Origin of the sequence: Brucella sp. NBRC 12950 (genome assembly GCF_030268145.1) — a bacterium.
Classification (GTDB): Bacteria; Pseudomonadota; Alphaproteobacteria; order Rhizobiales; family Rhizobiaceae; genus Brucella.
The window spans coordinates 1-17,555 of sequence record NZ_BSQC01000019.1 but is presented as its reverse complement, the minus strand read 5'-3'; the positions used below and the strand labels follow the sequence as shown (position 1 = coordinate 17,555).

Sequence of the window (17,555 nt, the reverse complement as noted above, 5' to 3'; positions counted from 1 at the left end):
CGATAATTCCCCTATTTTATCATAGCAAAATTTAGCTATTTTCCTCCTTGTAATAAAGGTGAAGATAGTGCCATGTCTTTGAGTGGCATAAGTAATTCAGTTGTTACTTTATAAGTAAAATAACAAGGAGGGGAAATGAAACGGCTTTTCCGTTTTTTCTTATATTTAATAATATTAATCATTATTATCGCGGCTGTCAGTGCTGCGATTTTTAGGAAGAAATTACACGAATATTGGGCGGTTTATCAGTATTCTCAGGTTTTCAAGCCTGATGTGATCGATGAAAATTTCCGTACCCTCTATAAAATCTATCCGTCGATCCGGGTTGCGCGCGCGGGTGATGTCAGTCCGCTGCCGAAGGCCGAGCGGCCATTGCCTGAAACCTATTCATATAAAGGCGAGACACACAATCTTGCCGATTTTCTCAAACGGACGGAAACAACAGGTTTCATTGTTCTGAAGGATGGTGAGATAGTGCATGAAGAATATGCACGCGGTAACACCGAGAAAACGCAGTCCATCGCGATGTCTGTATCGAAATCGTTCGTTTCGTTTCTGATCGGCAATGCGGTGCGTGATGGTCAGATCAAACTCGATGAGACAGTCGATCATTATGCGCCGGTACTCGCGGAGGGTGGCTATAAGGGCGTGACTGTTAAAAACGTTCTGCAGATGTCGTCGGGCATTGGTTTCAACGAAAATTACGGCGATCTCAATTCGGATATCGTGCGCTACATTGTGCAAATGGTTACAGGGTCGGTCATCGATTTCACCGCGCATCTGAAGAACGAAATCAAGCCAGGCACAGTCAATCGCTATGTCTCAGCAGATACGCAGGTTCTCGCCTTGGTGCTGGAAGGTGCGACTGGTGTGCCAATCCAAAACTATTTTGAGGACAAGCTCTGGTCGAAACTTGGCGTAGAGGCTGATTCGTATTGGCTTGCTGATCAGAAGGGTGAAGTTGTCGCTGCGGGTGGCCTTAATGCTGTGTTGCGTGATTATGCCCGCTTTGGATTGCTCTATATGAATGAAGGCCGGAACTATCTTGGCGAGCAGCTCGTGCCGGCGCAATGGGTTCACGATTCTGTAACGCCAGACGAGCCGTATTTGATGCCCGGACGCAAAGATGCGTCAGGCAAGATACCGTTTGGCTATGGTTATCAATGGTGGATTCCGGTTGAGCCCCAAGGTGATTTCGCTGCTGTCGGTATTTACGGCCAGTTTATTTACGTCAATCCGGCCAAACGCGTGGTAATCGTCAAAACATCGGCCTACGCCAATTACAATATTGATGGTCAGCAGGTGAAAGCTGAAACAATCGAGATGTTCCAGTCTCTGGCTAACTCTATTCAGTGATCGGCACAAAGAGGGAGTGGCCGTTTCAGCGGCCATTCCAATTCTCATTAAGGTGCATTGGCGGCTGCGTGTCGGGCGATCCAGGGTGAATGAGAGTTTCTGTCACTGGCAAGTGACAAAAACTCAAAGTTACACCTTTACACGCTTATAAAGCACCTTATTCTGCGCACTGATTTGACGGGGTGCGGATGCTATTTGAATGACGAATGAAGCTGTCTCTGGTGGGCAACCACCGCTATCCAATTTCGCGCGGCAGCTATTGCAGTTTCTGGATCGGGTGGAATATCGACGCATCGTACACGCGGAAGATCTCGAAGAGATTGGGCGCCTGCGTTACCGGTCTTACCGAAGTGCGAACGTTATGCATGAAGCGGAAGTGCCATCGATTGTTGATGACATTGATCGTGACAGTCATGCGTTTGTCTTCGGCATTCATATTGACGGGCAATTAGTGAGTACATTGCGTATTCATTACATCACGCCTGACCATCGTCGTGGCACGAGTTATGCGCTCTTTCCCGATATTCTTGATCCTCTGCTCAACAGCGGCATGGCTTTTGTTGACCCGACACGCTTTGCAGCGGACCCGGATCTGCTGAGCGAATATCCTGCTATTCCCTATGTCACCTTGCGCATTGCTGCGATGGCTTCGGAATTTTTTGAAGCGGATCAATGTCTTGCATCGGTGAAGCCAGAGCATATGGCATTTTACAAACGTATTTTCGGCACCACTGTCATGGCCGAAGCGCGTGAGCATCTGGGCTATGGCATCAAGGTCGGACTGGGCGCTGCACCCATTCGCAATATTCGCGACGCGGTTGCTGTCCGCTTCCCGTTCTTCAAGTCACAGCCGCATGAGCGGCGTGCGATGTTTGGCAATCTGAGCAATGGTGTTGGTCCGCTGACGATCCTGCCAACAGCGAAATATACCGGCCTTGGCATATAAAATCTTTTGTGGAGTCTATGCGATTTATACGCATGATCCTTACTTTTGATAATTTAAATCTTTTTGAAAGTTGCTCTAAATATTTTAGTATAGAAATTTCTGAAAATTCTGGTTAGTTAGCTGCCGTAGCCGCATATGCGGTCACAGACTGAGTGGAGGGGCGCTGCGACAAACAGCCGGGGACCAAAGCCTGAGGCAAGGTCCGGTTGAGGTTGCATGCGCGTTAAAGATCACAGATAGTCTGACTAAGAATAGTCAAAATATCTGAATGGGTGGAACTACAAAATGGCAGAACATCACACTACAGCTCCGGCTGAACTCGGCGCGCCGATGGATTATCCAGAGCATGATAAAACTTATGCTGGTTTCATGGGTGTGTTTAAATGGGGCACAGTGGCAGTTGTTGCCCTTCTGGTTGCCATGGCGTTCGGCTTTTTCGCGGGTGGTTTTTTCTCCGCGACCGTTCTGTTTGTTCTGATCTGCGCCGCTGCCTGGTTCCTCCTCTAAGGATCTAAACCAGCAATAATCCGCATGATTTGATCGAATGCCTTGGTATGGGTGCAGCTCGCACCTTGCCGGGGCTTTATGCATGTCGTCTGTTTCATCATTTTAAGGGGGCTTCTTCCCGGAAGCCCGGATTGTGCCCGGCTGCGAGGTCGGATTAAGCCACGAAAGGGAAACCAGTTGGCCCAGACTATATTCATTCCGAAAGAGAGTGATCCCAACGAGACCCGCGTTGCGGCATCTGCCGAGACGGTGAAGAAATTCATCGCGCTTGGTTTTGATGTCGTGGTGGAAAAAGGCGCAGGCGAAAAATCGCGTATCATCGATACCGAGTTTTCAGGCGCTGGCGCGCGCATAGGCACTACGGCTGACGCCAAAGCGGCAGATGTTATCCTGAAAGTGCGCCGTCCGAACGATGCGGAACTCAAAGGGTATAAACCGGGTGCAGCACTTTTCGCGATGCTTGATCCCTACGGTCAGGAAGCAGCGGTTGCAGCTCTTGCGAAGGCCGGTATTTCCGCTTTCACGATGGAATTCATGCCGCGTATAACGCGCGCCCAGGTGATGGATGTTCTCTCGTCGCAGGCCAATCTCGCCGGTTATCAGGCCGTCATTGATGCAGCCGACGTCTATGACCGTGCTATGCCAATGATGATGACGGCTGCTGGCACGGTGCCTGCAGCCCGCGTCTTCGTCATGGGTGCCGGCGTTGCCGGACTTCAAGCGATTGCGACCGCACGTCGTCTGGGTGCGGTCGTGACTGCAACCGACGTTCGTCCGGCTGCAAAGGAGCAGGTGGCCTCGCTTGGCGCGAAGTTCATCGCTGTCGAGGATGAGGAGTTCAAGGCGGCGGAAACCTCCGGCGGTTATGCCAAGGAAATGTCGAAGGAATATCAGGCGAAGCAGGCGGCACTAGTCGCCGACCATATTGCCAAGCAGGATATTGTTATTACCACGGCGCTTATTCCGGGTCGTGCGGCCCCGCGTCTTGTTTCAAAGGAAATGGTCGCAGCCATGCGTCCGGGTTCTGTGCTGGTTGATCTCGCAGTTGAGCGCGGCGGCAATGTCGAAGGTGCTGTCGCCGGTCAGGTTGCAGATGTGAACGGCGTGAAGATCGTCGGGCATCTCAATGTGCCGGGCCGGATTGCGGCGACTGCCTCGCAGCTTTACGCGCGCAATCTTTACGCATTCCTCGAAACGCTGGTCGATAAGGAAGCAAAGCTTCTCAAGCTCGATCCACAGGAAGAGCTGGTAAAGGCAACGCTTCTGACCCACGAGGGCAAAGTCGTGCATCCGGCTTTTGCCAAGGCAGAAGCTGAAGTCGAAGTAGCGCCAGCTGTTGTGGCTGAGAAGGTCGCTAAGCCGAAAGCCGCACCGAAGGCAAAAGCGCCTGCTGTCAAGGCAGAGGCCGAAAAGCCCGTAGCCAAAAAAACCCGAAAAGCACCGGCAAAAGCTGCAAAAACTTCCGCTGACGGAGGAGAGGCATAATGTCCGATACAGCACTCGAAAAAGCACTTGAGAGCCTCAATCAGGCGGCAGATGCCGTCAGGCAGGCAGCGGAAAATGCAGGCGGTTTAGGTGATGCAGCAGCTGCTGCCGCTCATGCCGCATCCGGTGGCGTGGTTGATCCGTTTGTCTTCCGCCTTGCGATTTTCGTTCTGTCGATTTTCGTCGGTTATTACGTCGTCTGGCAGGTGACGCCTGCACTGCATACGCCGCTTATGGCTGTTACCAACGCTATTTCATCGGTGATCGTGGTCGGCGCACTTCTTGCAGTCGGTCTTTCGCTTTCGGGCTGGGCAACTGGCTTCGGCTTTATTGCGCTCATCCTTGCAAGCGTAAACATCTTTGGCGGCTTTCTGGTTACCCAGCGTATGCTTGCCATGTACAAGAAAAAAGAAAAGTGAGGGCTGAGCCATCATGAGCGTTAATCTCGCAGCCTTCCTTTATCTGGTCTCCGGTGTCCTGTTCATTCTGGCACTGCGCGGCCTTTCGCACCCAACCACCAGCCGTCAGGGTAATACCTATGGTATGATCGGTATGGGTATCTCCATCGTCACCACGCTGTTGCTGGCACGTCCAAGCTTTGGCGGTCTGGTGCTAATTATTCTCGGTATCGCCATTGGTGGCGGTATTGGTGCAGTGATTGCACGCCGCATCGCGATGACGGCCATGCCGCAGCTTGTAGCAGCCTTCCACTCGCTGATTGGTCTTGCAGCCGTTCTCGTTGCCGCCGCAGCCCTTTACTCACCGCATTCCTTCGGCATTGGCGAAGTGGGTCAGATCCACGGTCAGGCGCTGATCGAAATGTCGCTGGGTGTTGCGATTGGTGCAATCACCTTCACCGGTTCGATCATTGCGTTCCTGAAGCTTGATGGCCGTATGTCGGGCAAGCCGATCATGCTGCCGGGGCGTCATGTCATCAATGCGGCCCTTGCTGCTGCAATCGTGATTCTGATTGCCGTTCTGACCAATACCGAAAGCCATTTCGTGTTCTGGCTGATCGTCATTCTGGCGCTGGTATTCGGTGTGCTGATCATCATTCCGATTGGCGGCGCAGATATGCCGGTTGTCGTTTCCATGCTCAATTCCTATTCGGGCTGGGCTGCGGCAGGCATTGGTTTCACGCTCGGCAATCTGGCGCTGATTATTACCGGTGCGCTGGTTGGTTCATCCGGTGCGATCCTGTCCTACATCATGTGTAAAGGCATGAACCGCTCGTTCATTTCGGTTATTCTTGGTGGCTTCGGCGGTGACGTGGCAGCTGCGGGCAGCGGCGAAGTCGAACAGCGTCCGGTCAAGCAGGGTTCGGCTGACGATGCAGCCTTCATCATGAAGAACGCATCCAAGGTCATCATCGTGCCGGGTTACGGTATGGCGGTGGCACAGGCACAGCACGCGCTGCGTGAAATGGCTGACAAGTTGAAGGCCGAAGGCGTGGAAGTAAAATACGCAATCCACCCTGTTGCCGGTCGTATGCCTGGCCATATGAATGTGCTGCTGGCCGAAGCAAACGTGCCTTATGATGAAGTGTTCGAACTTGAAGACATCAATTCGGAATTTGCGACGGCTGATGTTGCCTTCGTGATTGGCGCGAATGACGTGACCAATCCGGCAGCGAAGACCGACCCGCAATCGCCGATTTTCGGTATGCCGATCCTCGATGTGGACAAGGCCGGTACAGTGCTCTTCATCAAGCGCGGCATGGGCTCAGGCTATGCTGGCGTGGAAAACGAACTGTTCTTCCGCGACAACACCATGATGCTCTTTGCTGACGCGAAGAAAATGGTTGAAAGTATCGTTAAGGCTTTGGATCACTAAAACAAAAAAGGGCGGCTTCGAGCCGCCCTTTTATTATAACCGAATAAGTTAGATCAGCCGTAGATCATCTTGTCCTGCAATGCGCGCAGCTCGGCGATCTTAGAGCCGGGCTGTGGTGCTGCGTTGGCATAGGTGATGAGTTCACCCTTCTTGATTGGTGCAGTGACGGTGCCGTTTTGCAGCAGGCCGCAAGGAATGGCCTTGGCACTGCGTGCTTCCGGTGTCGTCATGATCCATGAACGATAGCAATATTGACCGATGGCATCGAGATGATCGCCCGGCTGCAAGTCTTTCTTTGCGACCGCGCAGACTTCCGCCACCGGCTTTGGCAGCGGCACCATATCGGATTTGCCATGCAGAACGGCGCGTGCAACCGTCAGCGGTACTTCCAGCGATGTAAGGTGGTATGGGCGGTGGAAGGTGAAATAGGGGCCTTTGCCGATCTTCAGATCTTCAAGGCGCTCATTAAGGCGAGGGTGGTCCATCTTGGCCACAACGAACACGCCCGGCGAAACGCCTTTGCCGATGGAATAGTCGACGACGCCGCTTTTGCTGAGAACGCCGCCATCCGCCTGTGGGATAAGGGTTTGGCTCAACTGGTCGATGCTGGCGCGAGGGCCATGCATCCCGGCAATATCAGGAACAAGGCCAGTTGCATTGGCAATGGCTGCCATCTCGACCATGGTTTTTGAGCCATCAATGAATTCGACCAGCAGGCGGACATTCATGTTCCGGCGGTCGGCTTCTTCCTGATAGTCGTCAGGGATGGCATCAAAATTGAGCGGGTTGTTCTTGCCCTTACCTGCAGAGACCACTTCATAGCCAAGGGCTGAAACGAATTCGATCAACTCCATGCAGGAGGAAGGTTCGTCACCTGCGCCCAGCGAATAAATGACGCCTTGCTTGTCGGCCTGTGCCTTGAGGTAAGGCCCGATGGTGACATCCGCTTCGACATTCATCATTACAAGATGCTTGCCATGCTCGATGGCCTTGATTCCGGTTTCAGCACCGACTTCCGGAATGCCGGTTGCATCGATGATGACGTCGATCAGCGGATTGGAGAGGATCAGATCATTATCGCCGGTGACTGCGATCTTTCCGCTTTCGATGGCGCTGGTCATAGCGCTTTCGCTGTTCGCTTCGCGCGCATTGTCATCGTCGCCATAGGCAGTGCGGACAGCCTTGAAGGTGTTCGGCAGACGGCGGGCGGAAAGGGCGCTCACTTCAATGCCGGGCATACGGGCAACCTGTGTGACAATATCCGTGCCCATTTCACCAGCACCGATAAGACCGATGCGGATTGGTTTTCCGGTTTCAGCGCGCAATTGCAAGTCTCGCGCCAGCCCAACCAGTGCCACATTCGTCGTCATGAGAGTCTCCGCAAATTACTTAGTGCGTTTCGATCTGAAAAAACCAGATTGGCGCTCTAACCGTTTTTATTTGAAGCATAATCTTATCGATCCTCGTTTCACGCCGACAGGACTTATGCTCTAACCATCTATTTCGCGATAATTTTGTCACGCTTATATTGTTATAGATGCGCAATGGACGAACAGTCTCTATATCAACAGTGAAAAGCGCGCATCTCAAATCGGCGCGACAAAATACGCATTCCCCATATGCATTCCATCGGAGCCTTTATGAGCAACGCATCCCCCTTCGACCTCGTTATCTTCGATTGCGACGGTGTTCTCGTCGATAGCGAGCCGCTTTCCTGCCGCGCGTTTGAGCAGGTTTATGCCAATCACGGCATGATGCTGCCGGAGGGTACGGTTGCCAAAGGCATCGGCATGAAGCAGGCAGATATTCTTGAAATGATTGCCGGACTGACGGGCCATCGTCTCCCAGAAGAAGCTTTGAGCCAGTTCTGGCCTGAAACGAAGGTTCTGTTTGCCGAACATTTGCAGCCAGCAGTCGGCATTGCCGATTTTCTGAAAATCCTGCCGCACAAGCGTTGCGTTGCATCCTCCTCGCAGCCGGAGCGCATTGCATTTAGCTTGGAGAAGACGGGTATCAACCATTACTTCGGTGATGCGGTCTATTCATCGAGCATGGTCAAGCGCGGCAAGCCCGCACCTGATCTTTTCCTTTTTGCAGCCGACAAGATGGGCGTTGATCCGGCGCGCTGCGTGGTGATCGAAGATTCGCCGTTTGGCGTTGAAGGCGCGATTGCAGCCGGTATGACGGCCTTTGGCTATACGGGTGGTGGTCATACCTATGAAGGTCATGCAGAACGCTTGTCTTCCAAGGGTGCGAGCCACGTTTTCGGCCATTGGGATGATATCGCCCGTGAAATACTGGTTGCCGCGTGAGGTTATGATTTGCCGGGCCTTTTTTATAGGTTAAAGAAGGCGTTATCAGTTCAGCAGAAAGTTTGAGGGAATGAAGGACGCAATTACGCTCGACCAGTTGCGCGAGGCGATCGGCACGGAAATCGGATGTTCCGAGTGGCGTGAAGTCACGCAGGAAATGATCAATCAGTTTGCCGATGCAACGGATGATCATCAGTTCATTCATGTTGATCCAGAGCGCGCAGCCAAGGAAACGCCATTTGGCGGCACGATTGCGCATGGGTTTCTGACTTTATCGCTGCTTTCAACGCTGGCTTTTGAAGCGCTGCCGATGCTGCAGGGTGCCACCATGGGCATTAATTACGGCTTCGATAAAGTGCGCTTCATGTCACCGGTCAAGACAGGCGCACGCGTACGCGCCCGTTTCAAGCTTGCCGATGCCGATATTCGCCCATCGGGCCGGGTGGTCAATCATTACGAAGTGACGCTGGAAGTTGAGAACACCATCAAGCCAGCGCTCACGGCGACATGGCTTACCATCGCCGTGGTGGAGCCACCAGAGGCGTAAGCGCTGCTCTTTATGAGTTTTGAAGCCGTCCCTCTTCATCAAGTGGGGCGGCTTTGTCTTTGTGGGTTGTCATCAGCTCACGGAAGAAGAACGGGCCATGCAGAAACATGCCAAAGTCGTAGAAGTTCTTCTTCTCGGCGCCGCGCATATAAAGCAGGTGCATCAGGAAGAAATTGCCCTTTGAACGCTTATAGCGGTTTTCACTGTGTACGTTTTTGAAGCGGATACGATGGATGAGCGGCGGGTTCTCAGCTTTTATCTTCAGCGCCTTCGCCGGATCTGAGCCGTAGAAGTGGATGATGTCGGTGAGAACCTGAAACTCCGACCAGAGCACAGGGCTTTCATTCATCACCACGCGCACGTCTTTACGCAAGTCGCGTGCCTTTGGGTGAAGAGCGATCATCAGCAGGCATGAGCCAATGGCCAGCATAGACACAGGCTGTTTTGTGAGCAGGTCGGGGCGCTCACGCTGAACATCTGCCAGCGCTTCCACGGCTGGAACCGTGCCGAGGCTATGGGCGACGATAATCACTTCGTCGGCGTTGCTTTCCTCGATCTTCTTTTTGAGTGCTTCCGCAAAGGCGCGACGACGTGCTTTGAGCTTGTCGTTGCGGCTATAGATACGATCATAGGCAGCCGACCAGTCATCGAGCAGATAGGACATGAAGAATCGGTCGCCCGGCCAGCGCACGAGCAATGTCGCGATAACTGCGGCAAGTGGCAGGGACCAGACAAGGTTCCAGGATGGGAAACCAGCAAGCATTGGCGCAGAAGCGATCATGGCCGCGATTGCGATAATGACGATGGATAGCAGAAAGGGCCACATGAAGAACATCACGAAGCGCCAGCTTGTCAGCAGATAGCGGAGCAGGGTGCCTGTGAAGAAAATGTTCATGAAGGCGCGGAAGCCCGTCAGCATACGCATGGGTGTAGAGCGGGCTGCGTAGTCGTCAAAGATGTCTGCGGTGCCAAACTGACAGAATTCGGTTTCTGTTTGCCAGCCATTACCATTGGTCGTCGCTGTCAGACTGCCGCAGTCATCCGACTCGTCTTTCATCGGAGGCAATTTGGTCTTTGCGTGCCACAAACGGTCGAAGTCCTTCAACGCTTGCGCATGACGCACGCGGACGGCTTTCGGGTGCAGGCCTTCATAGCCTGTGAATTGAATAACGAGTCGTTTGTGGAAAGACATAAATCTCGACAGAAGGAATCAATGAATGGGGATGGGCGGTACATTTCACCAGCCTGTAGCTCATGTCGGAGCAATGAGGCTGAATTGTGCGAAAAGCGCGTGCTCTCTAGCCTATAAAGGCTGATTTGGTCATTATAATTCGACGTGAAGCCATTATTTGTACCCAGGGCTGGGCAAAGTCTTATCTTGAGGTGGACAAAAGCCGGGCCATCTGGTAATGCCAGCCCCAATTTGCAGCGTTTATGTTGCGAAGCTTGGGAGCCTTTCGGCGTTTAGACAGTTGACTCTGTCGACTGAACATCGTTAAGAGACGCCCTTAAAGCCTCAGGCTCAACCGAAATTCTAACCGATACGGGATTACACGTGCAGGTACTCGTCCGCGATAACAATGTTGATCAGGCTCTCCGCGCTCTGAAGAAAAAGATGCAGCGCGAAGGTATCTTCCGCGAAATGAAGATGCGTGGCCATTATGAAAAGCCATCTGAAAAGCGCGCCCGCGAAAAGGCAGAAGCCGTTCGTCGCGCTCGCAAGCTGGCTCGTAAGCGCGCACAGCGTGAAGGTCTTATCGGCGGCGGTCGTACCGCAGCTCGCTAAGTGACCTGAGATTGGCGCCGCCTTTGTGGCGCCTTTTGCTTACCGGTGCAGCTTATGGCTCGCGCCGGTTTTTGCATGTCTGAAGGTCAGAGCATGATCTCGGTTTGCTTCACGAGATAAGACATGCCGATTTGAAGTGTCAGCGGGCCGCCATATACTGACCTCTATTGTGGCGTTGATCCATCTGGAGCAAAGATCCGATAGTATCAGATCCGGGCTTCCAAGAGTTGAGTTTACGCCTATCTTATCCGAAAGCCGGTTTCGTTTTTCGGGTGCATTTCAAGGCGCAGTTTTTCCTGCGGCCTTTTGCTGTGCTATAGAAGCAAATATAGTATTGTGGCTGTTGTATCAGCCGGGGACAAAGTTGACGGAAGTTCAGGGTTTCAGATCCCTCGCTCCGATCAAGAAGAAAGGAACGCTGTCGTTGCCAACACGCTTTAAGGTGATGCATTCGTCCGGGAACTTTGTTGAGAAGGCCGGAAAATCAACAGGCTCTCATTTTGCACGAAACAGCCTATTGGCGGTCACAGCAGTTCTGGCTCTTGCGGTTGCTGGTTGCCAAAGCTCTAGCACACATAGCGCATTGAGCACGGTTGATCGCGCACAGGGTTCGAGCGAAAACATCAGCTCGCTTACCAGCGTTATTCAGAGCAACCCGCGCGATCCCGAAGCTTACAACGTGCGCGGATCGGCTTATGGCAAGGCCGGCCGTTATAAGGAAGCGCTGCGTGATTTCGATCAGGCAATTGCGCTCAACCCGAATTTCTATCAGGCCTATGCAAACCGCGCGCTGATTTATCGTTATATGGGCGATAGCGGCAAGGCAGCACAGGATTACAGCCGCGCGATCCAGATCAACCCGCAATATGATGCAGCTTATGTCGGACGTGGTAATGTCTATCGTCTGGCTGGACGTCTCGATCAGGCGCTTAGCGATTTTAACCAGGCAATCTCGTTGCAGACGACCGATGGCCGCGCCTACCATAACCGTGGTCTGATCTATCAGGCCAAGGGCCAGCACAAGCAGGCGATTGAGGATTTCTCGAAAGCGATTTCGCTTAATTCAACAGCGCCTGAACCTTATAATGGTCGCGGCATTTCTTATGTGGCGCTGGGCGATTACGACAACGCATTTGACGATTTCAACACGGCGATCACCCTTGATGGCAATGTTGCTGAAAGCTGGTCCAATCAGGCGCTGGTATATGAACAGCGCGGCGACAAGGCCAAGGCTGCGAATTCTTATTCGCGCGCTATTCAGCTTGATGCAAACTATCAGCCTGCCAAGGCCGGACTGGCACGCACACGCGGCTAGTGGATAGGATTTGACGTTTGAATCCCGGCTAACCTTATGCTGTTTCAAACGTCAAATTCGAAAAAGCCCCACAGACACTAATCCATCTTTTACAAGAATAGTTACGGCGGCGCTCTCCAAAATAGGGGGCGCCGCTTTTCTTTATTAAAAGCCGACATATAATCATTGCTATGTCGCTCTTCGATCATATCGGCTTTCAAAGCAAAGACCTTCGCCGCAGCCTTTCTTTCTATGAAAGCTGCATGCCTAAACTTGGGCTCGCTGTTATTCCTCATTCGGATAGCGGTTTCTTTGTGAGTGGCGGCGAGAGGGCACCTGTACCCTTTCTATGGATACACAAAGGGCAGAAAGCGGATGCAGGCGTGCCTGAAGGCAAGCCGGGCAACCATCTTCATCTGATGTTCAATGCGAGCAGCCGTGAGGATGTGGAGGCTTTTTTCCGGGCAGCAGTTCAGGGGGGCGGCAGGGAGAGCGGCTCACCGGCCTATCAGGGGCCGGAAGAGATGGGCTATTATGCGGCTCTCGTCTTCGACCCAGATGGCAATACGCTGGAAGCAGGTTTCAGACGGAGGGTGCGATAAACACCCTCAGTCTGTAGTTTAGCTGCGTGAACGCAGGTTGCGCTTGTCGAGACGATTAACGAGATAATCGCCGATGAGCTGAATTCCGCACACCATGATGATCAGAATAATCACCACAGCAATCATGATCTGCGTTTCAAAGCGCTGATATCCATAGCGGATAGCCAGATCGCCAAGACCGCCTGCACCGATGGCACCAGCCATTGCAGACGCGCCAATGAGTGTGATGATGGTCACGGTGAAGCCCGCAATAATGCCGGGAAGGGCTTCCGGCACCAGCACTTCACGCACGATCGTCCAGCGGTTTGCGCCCATCGAACGGGCAGCTTCCACGAGGCCGTTATCCACTTCGCGCAGCGAGACTTCTGCGATACGTGCATAATAAGGAATCGCGGCAATCGACAATGGCACGATGGATGCCCATGTGCCGATTGATGTGCCGACAACAAAGCGCGTTACCGGGATGAGTGCCACAAGCAAAATGATGAAAGGCACTGAACGGAAGCCATTGATGATGGCACCGAGAATGGCGTTGATTGTCAGATTTTGCGCAAGGCCACCACGTTCGGTCAGAATCATGATGAGTGCCAGCGGCAGACCGACGACGAGCGAAATCAGGCTCGAAAAGCCGGTCATGATCATGGTCTCCCAGAAGGAGCGCCAGAGAAGATCAAGCATTGCCTGAGACATAGCCGAGAACCTCCGTGGCGTCTGCATGGGTGTTGATATAGGCGAGTGCGGCGTCTAGTTTTGCCTTGTCCTGAGTGGGCAGGCCAATGAACATGGTTCCAACCGGCTCGCCCTGAATGGTATCCATGCCGCCATGGATCAGTTGAAGCGCAATGCCGGTCGCAAGTGTTGCTTCGCTGAAGAATGCGCCCTTGGCGGCGGTTCCTGAAAGCTTGACCTTGAGAATGGCAAGATCGCCGGTCTTGTCGAGGCGCTCGCGCCACACGGCAGGCAGTTCCGGCTCCAGCACTTGCAACATGCTTTGCGTGATGGGCGACTGCGGATTGGCGAAGACTTTCCAGACAGGACCTTCTTCGGCGATTGCGCCGTGATCCAGCACGATCACCCGGTCGGCGATGCGGCGGATAACGTCCATCTCATGGGTAATGAGCAGGATGGTCAGGCCAAGCTTGGTGTTGATATCTTTGAGCAGCGCCAGAATCGACTGGGTTGTCTCAGGATCGAGCGCCGAGGTGGCTTCGTCAGAAAGCAGAACAGCGGGTTCGGCAGCAAGTGCGCGCGCAATGCCGACGCGCTGCTTCTGGCCACCGGAAAGCTGTGCCGGATATTGCTTTGCCTTGTCGGAGAGACCGACGAGATCCAGCAGTTCTGCCACGCGCTTGATGCGCTGAGCTTTTGGCATACCCGCAATCTTGAGCGGTAAAGCTACGTTCTGTGCGACGGTTTTGGCCGACATGAGATTGAAGTGCTGAAACACCATGCCGATGCGGCGGCGCACAGGGCGAAGCGCGTCTTCACCAAGGCCGGTGATCTCACGACCTTCAATCAGGATTGAACCGCTGTCGGGCTTCTCAAGGCCATTGACGCAACGGATCAGCGTGGATTTACCCGCGCCGCTGCGACCGATGATGCCGAGAATTTCGCCGCGTGCGACGGAAAGAGAGACACCGCTGATCGCAGCCGTTTCGCCGAACATTCGGCGCACGTCTTTCATTTCGACGATGGGCGCTAATGCGGCAGGTGGCTGTTCAATGGTCACGGTCGTTTCTTCTATAGTTAGATGCACCGCTGTAAAACAGCGGCAAACTGCAATCGGATAAGGCTTCAAGGAAAGATGAGGCCTGGCTAAGCCATGGAGCTAATGCTCACCGCCGATGCTTTTGGGCAATTTTTTTGCTTACGTCAATAAAAGCCGCGCCGGAAAAGCTTTTTCCGGCGCGGTCTTTCAGTCACTCATAGCAATTAGTTCCAGGCCGGAATGCCTGTGCCCTTGTAAACGCGGTCCAGCTCGGCCTTGACGGCGTCGTTCTGGAAGGAGGCAACAAGATTCTTTACCCATTCAGCATTTTCATCTTCGGTGCGGACCGCGATGAAGTTGTTGTATGGGTTGTTTTCCTTGGATTCCCAACCGATCGCTTCTTCCTTCTTCAGGCCAGCTTTAGCTGCCCAGTCGTTGTTCACGATTGCGACATCAAGATCATCAATCGAGCGACCGACGACACCGGCGTCGAGTTCCTTGATTTCGATCTTCTTTGGATTTTCAATCACATCGATTGGCGTTGCGAGGATGCCTGCTTCCGGCTTCAGCTTGATGAGGCCGCTTGCTTCGAGAACGCGCAGCGCACGACCTTCATTCGATGGGTCGTTCGGCACGCCAACAACTGCGCCTTCTTTCAGTTCATCAAGGCTCTTGATCTTGCGCGAATAGATGCCGATTGGCCAGACAGCGGTGTAACCTGCAACGCTGATCTTGTAGCCGTGCTGCTTGATCTGTTCGTCAAGGTAAGGCTTGTGCTGGAAAGCGTTCGCGTCGATTTCCTTGCGTTCCAGCGCTTCATTTGGCTGGTTGTAATCGTTAAAGGTCACGCGCTCGATGTTGAGGCCGTGCTTCTTGCCTTCTTCGGCAACGACTTTCCAGACGTCTTCGTCTTCGCCGCCCATGATGCCGACCTTGATGGTCTTGTCTTCTGCGTGGCTTGGCGCGCTCGCAAAACCAACTGTGAGAGCTGCAGCGGTGAAAAGGGCAGCTTTCAGACCCGCGCGGCGGGTCAGCGAATAGCGGGAAAGGACTGACGACATTCTTATTTTCCTTGTCTAAAGTTTTTTGGAGAGCCGGTCCCGGAAAGTGATCATGTTAGATGATCTTTCTCCCCCTGCCCACCTTGATGCCGATAATTCCCGTTTGCACGGCAATAAACAAGGAAAATTATTTCAGCTTCACGAGATTCAGCGATTGTGAAATTGCGTTCGCAGCCCCGTGAGCGGATTGCCATTTCCGCTCACGGGGCTGACCGGAATCTGGTTCTAATAATTATCCGAAATAATCATCTGGGCGGCCTTCTCGGCAATCATCAACGTGGGTGAGTTTGTGTTGCCGGAGGTGATTCCTGGCATGACCGAGGCATCGGCCACGCGCAGTCCCTGAATGCCGTTAAGTCGCAGACGCGGATCGACAATCGCTTCAGCATCTACACCCATTCGGCAGGTGCCGACCGGATGGAAAATCGTGGTGCCGATATCGCCCGCTGCTTTTTCCAGCTGCCCCTGCGTTTCATAGCTTGGTCCGGGCTTGAATTCTTCCGGGCGATATTTCTGCAAAGGCGCCTGCGCCACGATATGGCGGGTGAGGCGGATGGAATCGGCTGCAACACGGCGGTCGCTTTCTGCGGAAAGATAGTTCGGCTGGATGGCCGGTTGGGTCCGGTGATCGGGGGACTTGATGTGGATCGAACCACGGCTGTCGGGGCGCAGATTACAGACGGATGCGGTAAAGGCCGGGAAGGGGTGGACGGCTTCACCGAATTTCTCAAGGCTCAGTGGCTGCACATGATATTGCAGATTCGCTGTTTCATAGGATGGGTCCGAGCGAGTGAAAACACCGAGCTGGCTGGGTGCCATCGACATGGGACCAGAACGACGCAGGAAATATTCAAGGCCGATCATGGCTTTGCCGAAGAGCTTGCTGGCTTTCTCATTGAGCGTTGGAATGCCGGTAACTTTATAAGCGCAGCGCAGTTGCAGATGATCCTGCAGGTTTTCCCCCAACTGTCTGCGTTCGAGTTTTACCGGAATGCCAGCCTGTTGCAGCACATCGCCACGTCCCACGCCTGAAAGCTCCAATATCTGCGGTGAGCCGACGGCACCTGCTGCCAGAATAATCTCGCGTTTTGCTTTGACGGTTCGGGTTGTCCCATTCTGATCGAAAGTGACGCCGGTTGCGCGCAGTTCTTCGATCTCGATGCGGCGAACATGGGCGCCGGTTTCAACGCGCAGGTTGGGGCGATCAAGGGCCGGGCGCAGAAAGGCTTTGGCCGTATTCCAGCGAACTCCGCGCTTCTGGTTGACCTTGAAATAGGACACGCCTTCATTGTCACCGCGATTGAAATCGTCGGTTGCTGGAATTCCGGCAGCAACTGCTGCATCACGAAAAGCATCCAGAATATCCCAATGCAGGCGAGCATTTTCAACGCGCCATTCGCCGCCTGCGCCATGCAGATCATCTGCGCCTGCGAAATTGTCTTCTGACTTTTTGAAGAAGGGCAACACGTCGTCCCAGCCCCAGCCGTCGCAACCGGCCTGTCGCCACAGATCATAATCGCGCGCCTGTCCGCGCATATAGATCATGCCATTGATTGAGGAGCAGCCACCAAGCACTTTGCCGCGTGGATAGCCCAGAGAGCGCCCATTCAGGCCTGCTTCCGCTTCGGTGGTGAAACACCAGTCGGTGCGCGGATTACCGATGCAATAAAGATAGCCGACCGGGATATGAATCCATGCGTAATTGTCTTTGCCGCCTGCTTCAAGCAGCAGCACGGAACGGTTCTTATCTGCGGAAAGGCGGTTCGCAAGGGCGCAGCCAGCCGTGCCCGCGCCAACCACGATGTAATCGTAGGTGTCGGTCATGATTTCATATCCAGTAAAAAGGTGGAGCCGCTATCTGATGAACATGCGGCTCCGCGAGTGCCGGTTATCCGAACAATTTCTTTCCAAGCCGCGATGCATAGAACTCGCCTACGATGCCTCTACGGAAGAGCAGAACGCAGGCCATGAAGATGACACCAGTGACGATCGTCACGGGGAAGTCCGAGGTTGCGAGATAGTTCTGAAGAGCGACTACGAAGGCTGCGCCGACGATAGGGCCGATCAGTGTACCGATGCCGCCAAGCAGCGTCATCAGGATCACTTCGCCCGACATCT

General features: G+C 53.5%; 17 protein-coding genes and 1 pseudogene. 11 read left to right on the top strand and 7 right to left on the bottom strand.

The features are described 5' to 3' along the window. Positions 1-135 precede the first annotated feature (135 nt). From QSJ70_RS24215 to QSJ70_RS24190, 6 genes are all read left to right on the top strand, one after another. Positions 136-1,356 carry a serine hydrolase domain-containing protein gene (locus QSJ70_RS24215; protein ID WP_064320966.1) on the top strand — a complete coding sequence of 407 codons (1,221 nt, stop codon included), beginning with the start codon at positions 136-138 and terminating at the stop codon, positions 1,354-1,356. A gap of 199 nt (positions 1,357-1,555) precedes the next feature. Continuing rightward, on the top strand, positions 1,556-2,302 hold the full coding sequence (locus QSJ70_RS24210) for an N-acyl amino acid synthase FeeM domain-containing protein (RefSeq protein WP_007876336.1): 747 nt from the start codon (positions 1,556-1,558) through the stop codon (positions 2,300-2,302). Between the two features lie 285 nt (positions 2,303-2,587). Further along, the gene (locus tag QSJ70_RS24205; protein ID WP_007876334.1) at positions 2,588-2,809 is read left to right on the top strand and encodes an aa3-type cytochrome c oxidase subunit IV; all 222 of its coding nucleotides are present in this window, start codon (positions 2,588-2,590) and stop codon (positions 2,807-2,809) included. 177 nt (positions 2,810-2,986) lie between these two features. Further along, positions 2,987-4,294: a Re/Si-specific NAD(P)(+) transhydrogenase subunit alpha gene (locus tag QSJ70_RS24200; protein WP_285540364.1), complete on the top strand. Its 1,308-nt coding sequence runs from the start codon at positions 2,987-2,989 to the stop codon at positions 4,292-4,294. After that, positions 4,294-4,713 (top strand): NAD(P) transhydrogenase subunit alpha part 2, encoded by a 420-nt coding sequence (locus tag QSJ70_RS24195; RefSeq protein WP_007876330.1) that lies wholly within the window; start codon positions 4,294-4,296, stop codon positions 4,711-4,713. Before QSJ70_RS24200 ends, QSJ70_RS24195 begins: the two co-directional genes overlap by 1 nt. 13 nt (positions 4,714-4,726) lie before the next feature. After that, positions 4,727-6,127, top strand: coding sequence for an NAD(P)(+) transhydrogenase (Re/Si-specific) subunit beta (locus tag QSJ70_RS24190; protein WP_064320963.1), 1,401 nt, complete (start codon positions 4,727-4,729; stop codon positions 6,125-6,127). A gap of 53 nt (positions 6,128-6,180) precedes the next feature. On the opposite strand, the gene QSJ70_RS24185 is transcribed toward QSJ70_RS24190, so the two are convergent. Then, positions 6,181-7,497, bottom strand: coding sequence for a 1-deoxy-D-ribulose 5-phosphate reductoisomerase (locus tag QSJ70_RS24185; protein ID WP_285540361.1), 1,317 nt, complete (start codon positions 7,495-7,497; stop codon positions 6,181-6,183). Between the two features lie 270 nt (positions 7,498-7,767). On the opposite strand from QSJ70_RS24185, the gene QSJ70_RS24180 reads away from it, so the two are divergent. Continuing rightward, positions 7,768-8,439 carry an HAD family hydrolase gene (locus tag QSJ70_RS24180; protein WP_007876324.1) on the top strand — a complete coding sequence of 224 codons (672 nt, stop codon included), beginning with the start codon at positions 7,768-7,770 and terminating at the stop codon, positions 8,437-8,439. 70 nt (positions 8,440-8,509) lie between these two features. Then, a complete protein-coding gene (locus QSJ70_RS24175) occupies positions 8,510-8,986 on the top strand; it encodes a MaoC family dehydratase (protein ID WP_007876322.1) in 477 nt (158 codons plus the stop codon). Between the two features lie 10 nt (positions 8,987-8,996). On the opposite strand, the gene QSJ70_RS24170 is transcribed toward QSJ70_RS24175, so the two are convergent. Next, the gene (locus QSJ70_RS24170; protein WP_285540357.1) at positions 8,997-10,178 is read right to left on the bottom strand and encodes an alpha/beta hydrolase; all 1,182 of its coding nucleotides are present in this window, start codon (positions 10,176-10,178) and stop codon (positions 8,997-8,999) included. Between the two features lie 363 nt (positions 10,179-10,541). On the opposite strand from QSJ70_RS24170, the gene rpsU reads away from it, so the two are divergent. The 3 genes from rpsU (at position 10,542) to QSJ70_RS24155 (ending at position 12,668) form a co-directional block, all read left to right on the top strand. After that, on the top strand, positions 10,542-10,772 hold the full coding sequence (gene rpsU / locus QSJ70_RS24165) for a 30S ribosomal protein S21 (protein ID WP_007876315.1): 231 nt from the start codon (positions 10,542-10,544) through the stop codon (positions 10,770-10,772). A 445-nt stretch (positions 10,773-11,217) separates the two neighbouring features. Further along, on the top strand, positions 11,218-12,087 hold the full coding sequence (locus QSJ70_RS24160) for a tetratricopeptide repeat protein (protein ID WP_502871721.1): 870 nt from the start codon (positions 11,218-11,220) through the stop codon (positions 12,085-12,087). Positions 12,088-12,257: 170 nt separating this feature from the next. Beyond that, on the top strand, positions 12,258-12,668 hold the full coding sequence (locus tag QSJ70_RS24155) for a VOC family protein (RefSeq protein ID WP_007876312.1): 411 nt from the start codon (positions 12,258-12,260) through the stop codon (positions 12,666-12,668). A gap of 18 nt (positions 12,669-12,686) precedes the next feature. Here QSJ70_RS24155 and QSJ70_RS24150 read toward each other — a convergent pair whose 3' ends face one another. The 5 genes and pseudogenes from QSJ70_RS24150 to QSJ70_RS24130 form a co-directional block, all read right to left on the bottom strand. After that, positions 12,687-13,358, bottom strand: a complete 672-nt coding sequence (locus QSJ70_RS24150) for a methionine ABC transporter permease (protein WP_007876310.1) — start codon at positions 13,356-13,358, stop codon at positions 12,687-12,689. Then, positions 13,339-14,397 carry a methionine ABC transporter ATP-binding protein gene (locus tag QSJ70_RS24145; RefSeq protein WP_285540350.1) on the bottom strand — a complete coding sequence of 353 codons (1,059 nt, stop codon included), beginning with the start codon at positions 14,395-14,397 and terminating at the stop codon, positions 13,339-13,341. The genes QSJ70_RS24150 and QSJ70_RS24145 overlap by 20 nt, the downstream gene beginning before the upstream one ends. 203 nt (positions 14,398-14,600) lie before the next feature. Continuing rightward, entirely contained in the window at positions 14,601-15,437 is an 837-nt protein-coding gene (locus tag QSJ70_RS24140) for a MetQ/NlpA family ABC transporter substrate-binding protein (RefSeq protein ID WP_007876306.1), read from the bottom strand. A 225-nt stretch (positions 15,438-15,662) separates the two neighbouring features. Next, positions 15,663-17,261, bottom strand: a complete 1,599-nt coding sequence (locus QSJ70_RS24135) for a GMC family oxidoreductase (protein ID WP_285540340.1) — start codon at positions 17,259-17,261, stop codon at positions 15,663-15,665. A 64-nt stretch (positions 17,262-17,325) separates the two neighbouring features. Then, a pseudogene (locus tag QSJ70_RS24130) lies at positions 17,326-17,555 on the bottom strand (branched-chain amino acid ABC transporter permease); the annotation flags it as partial.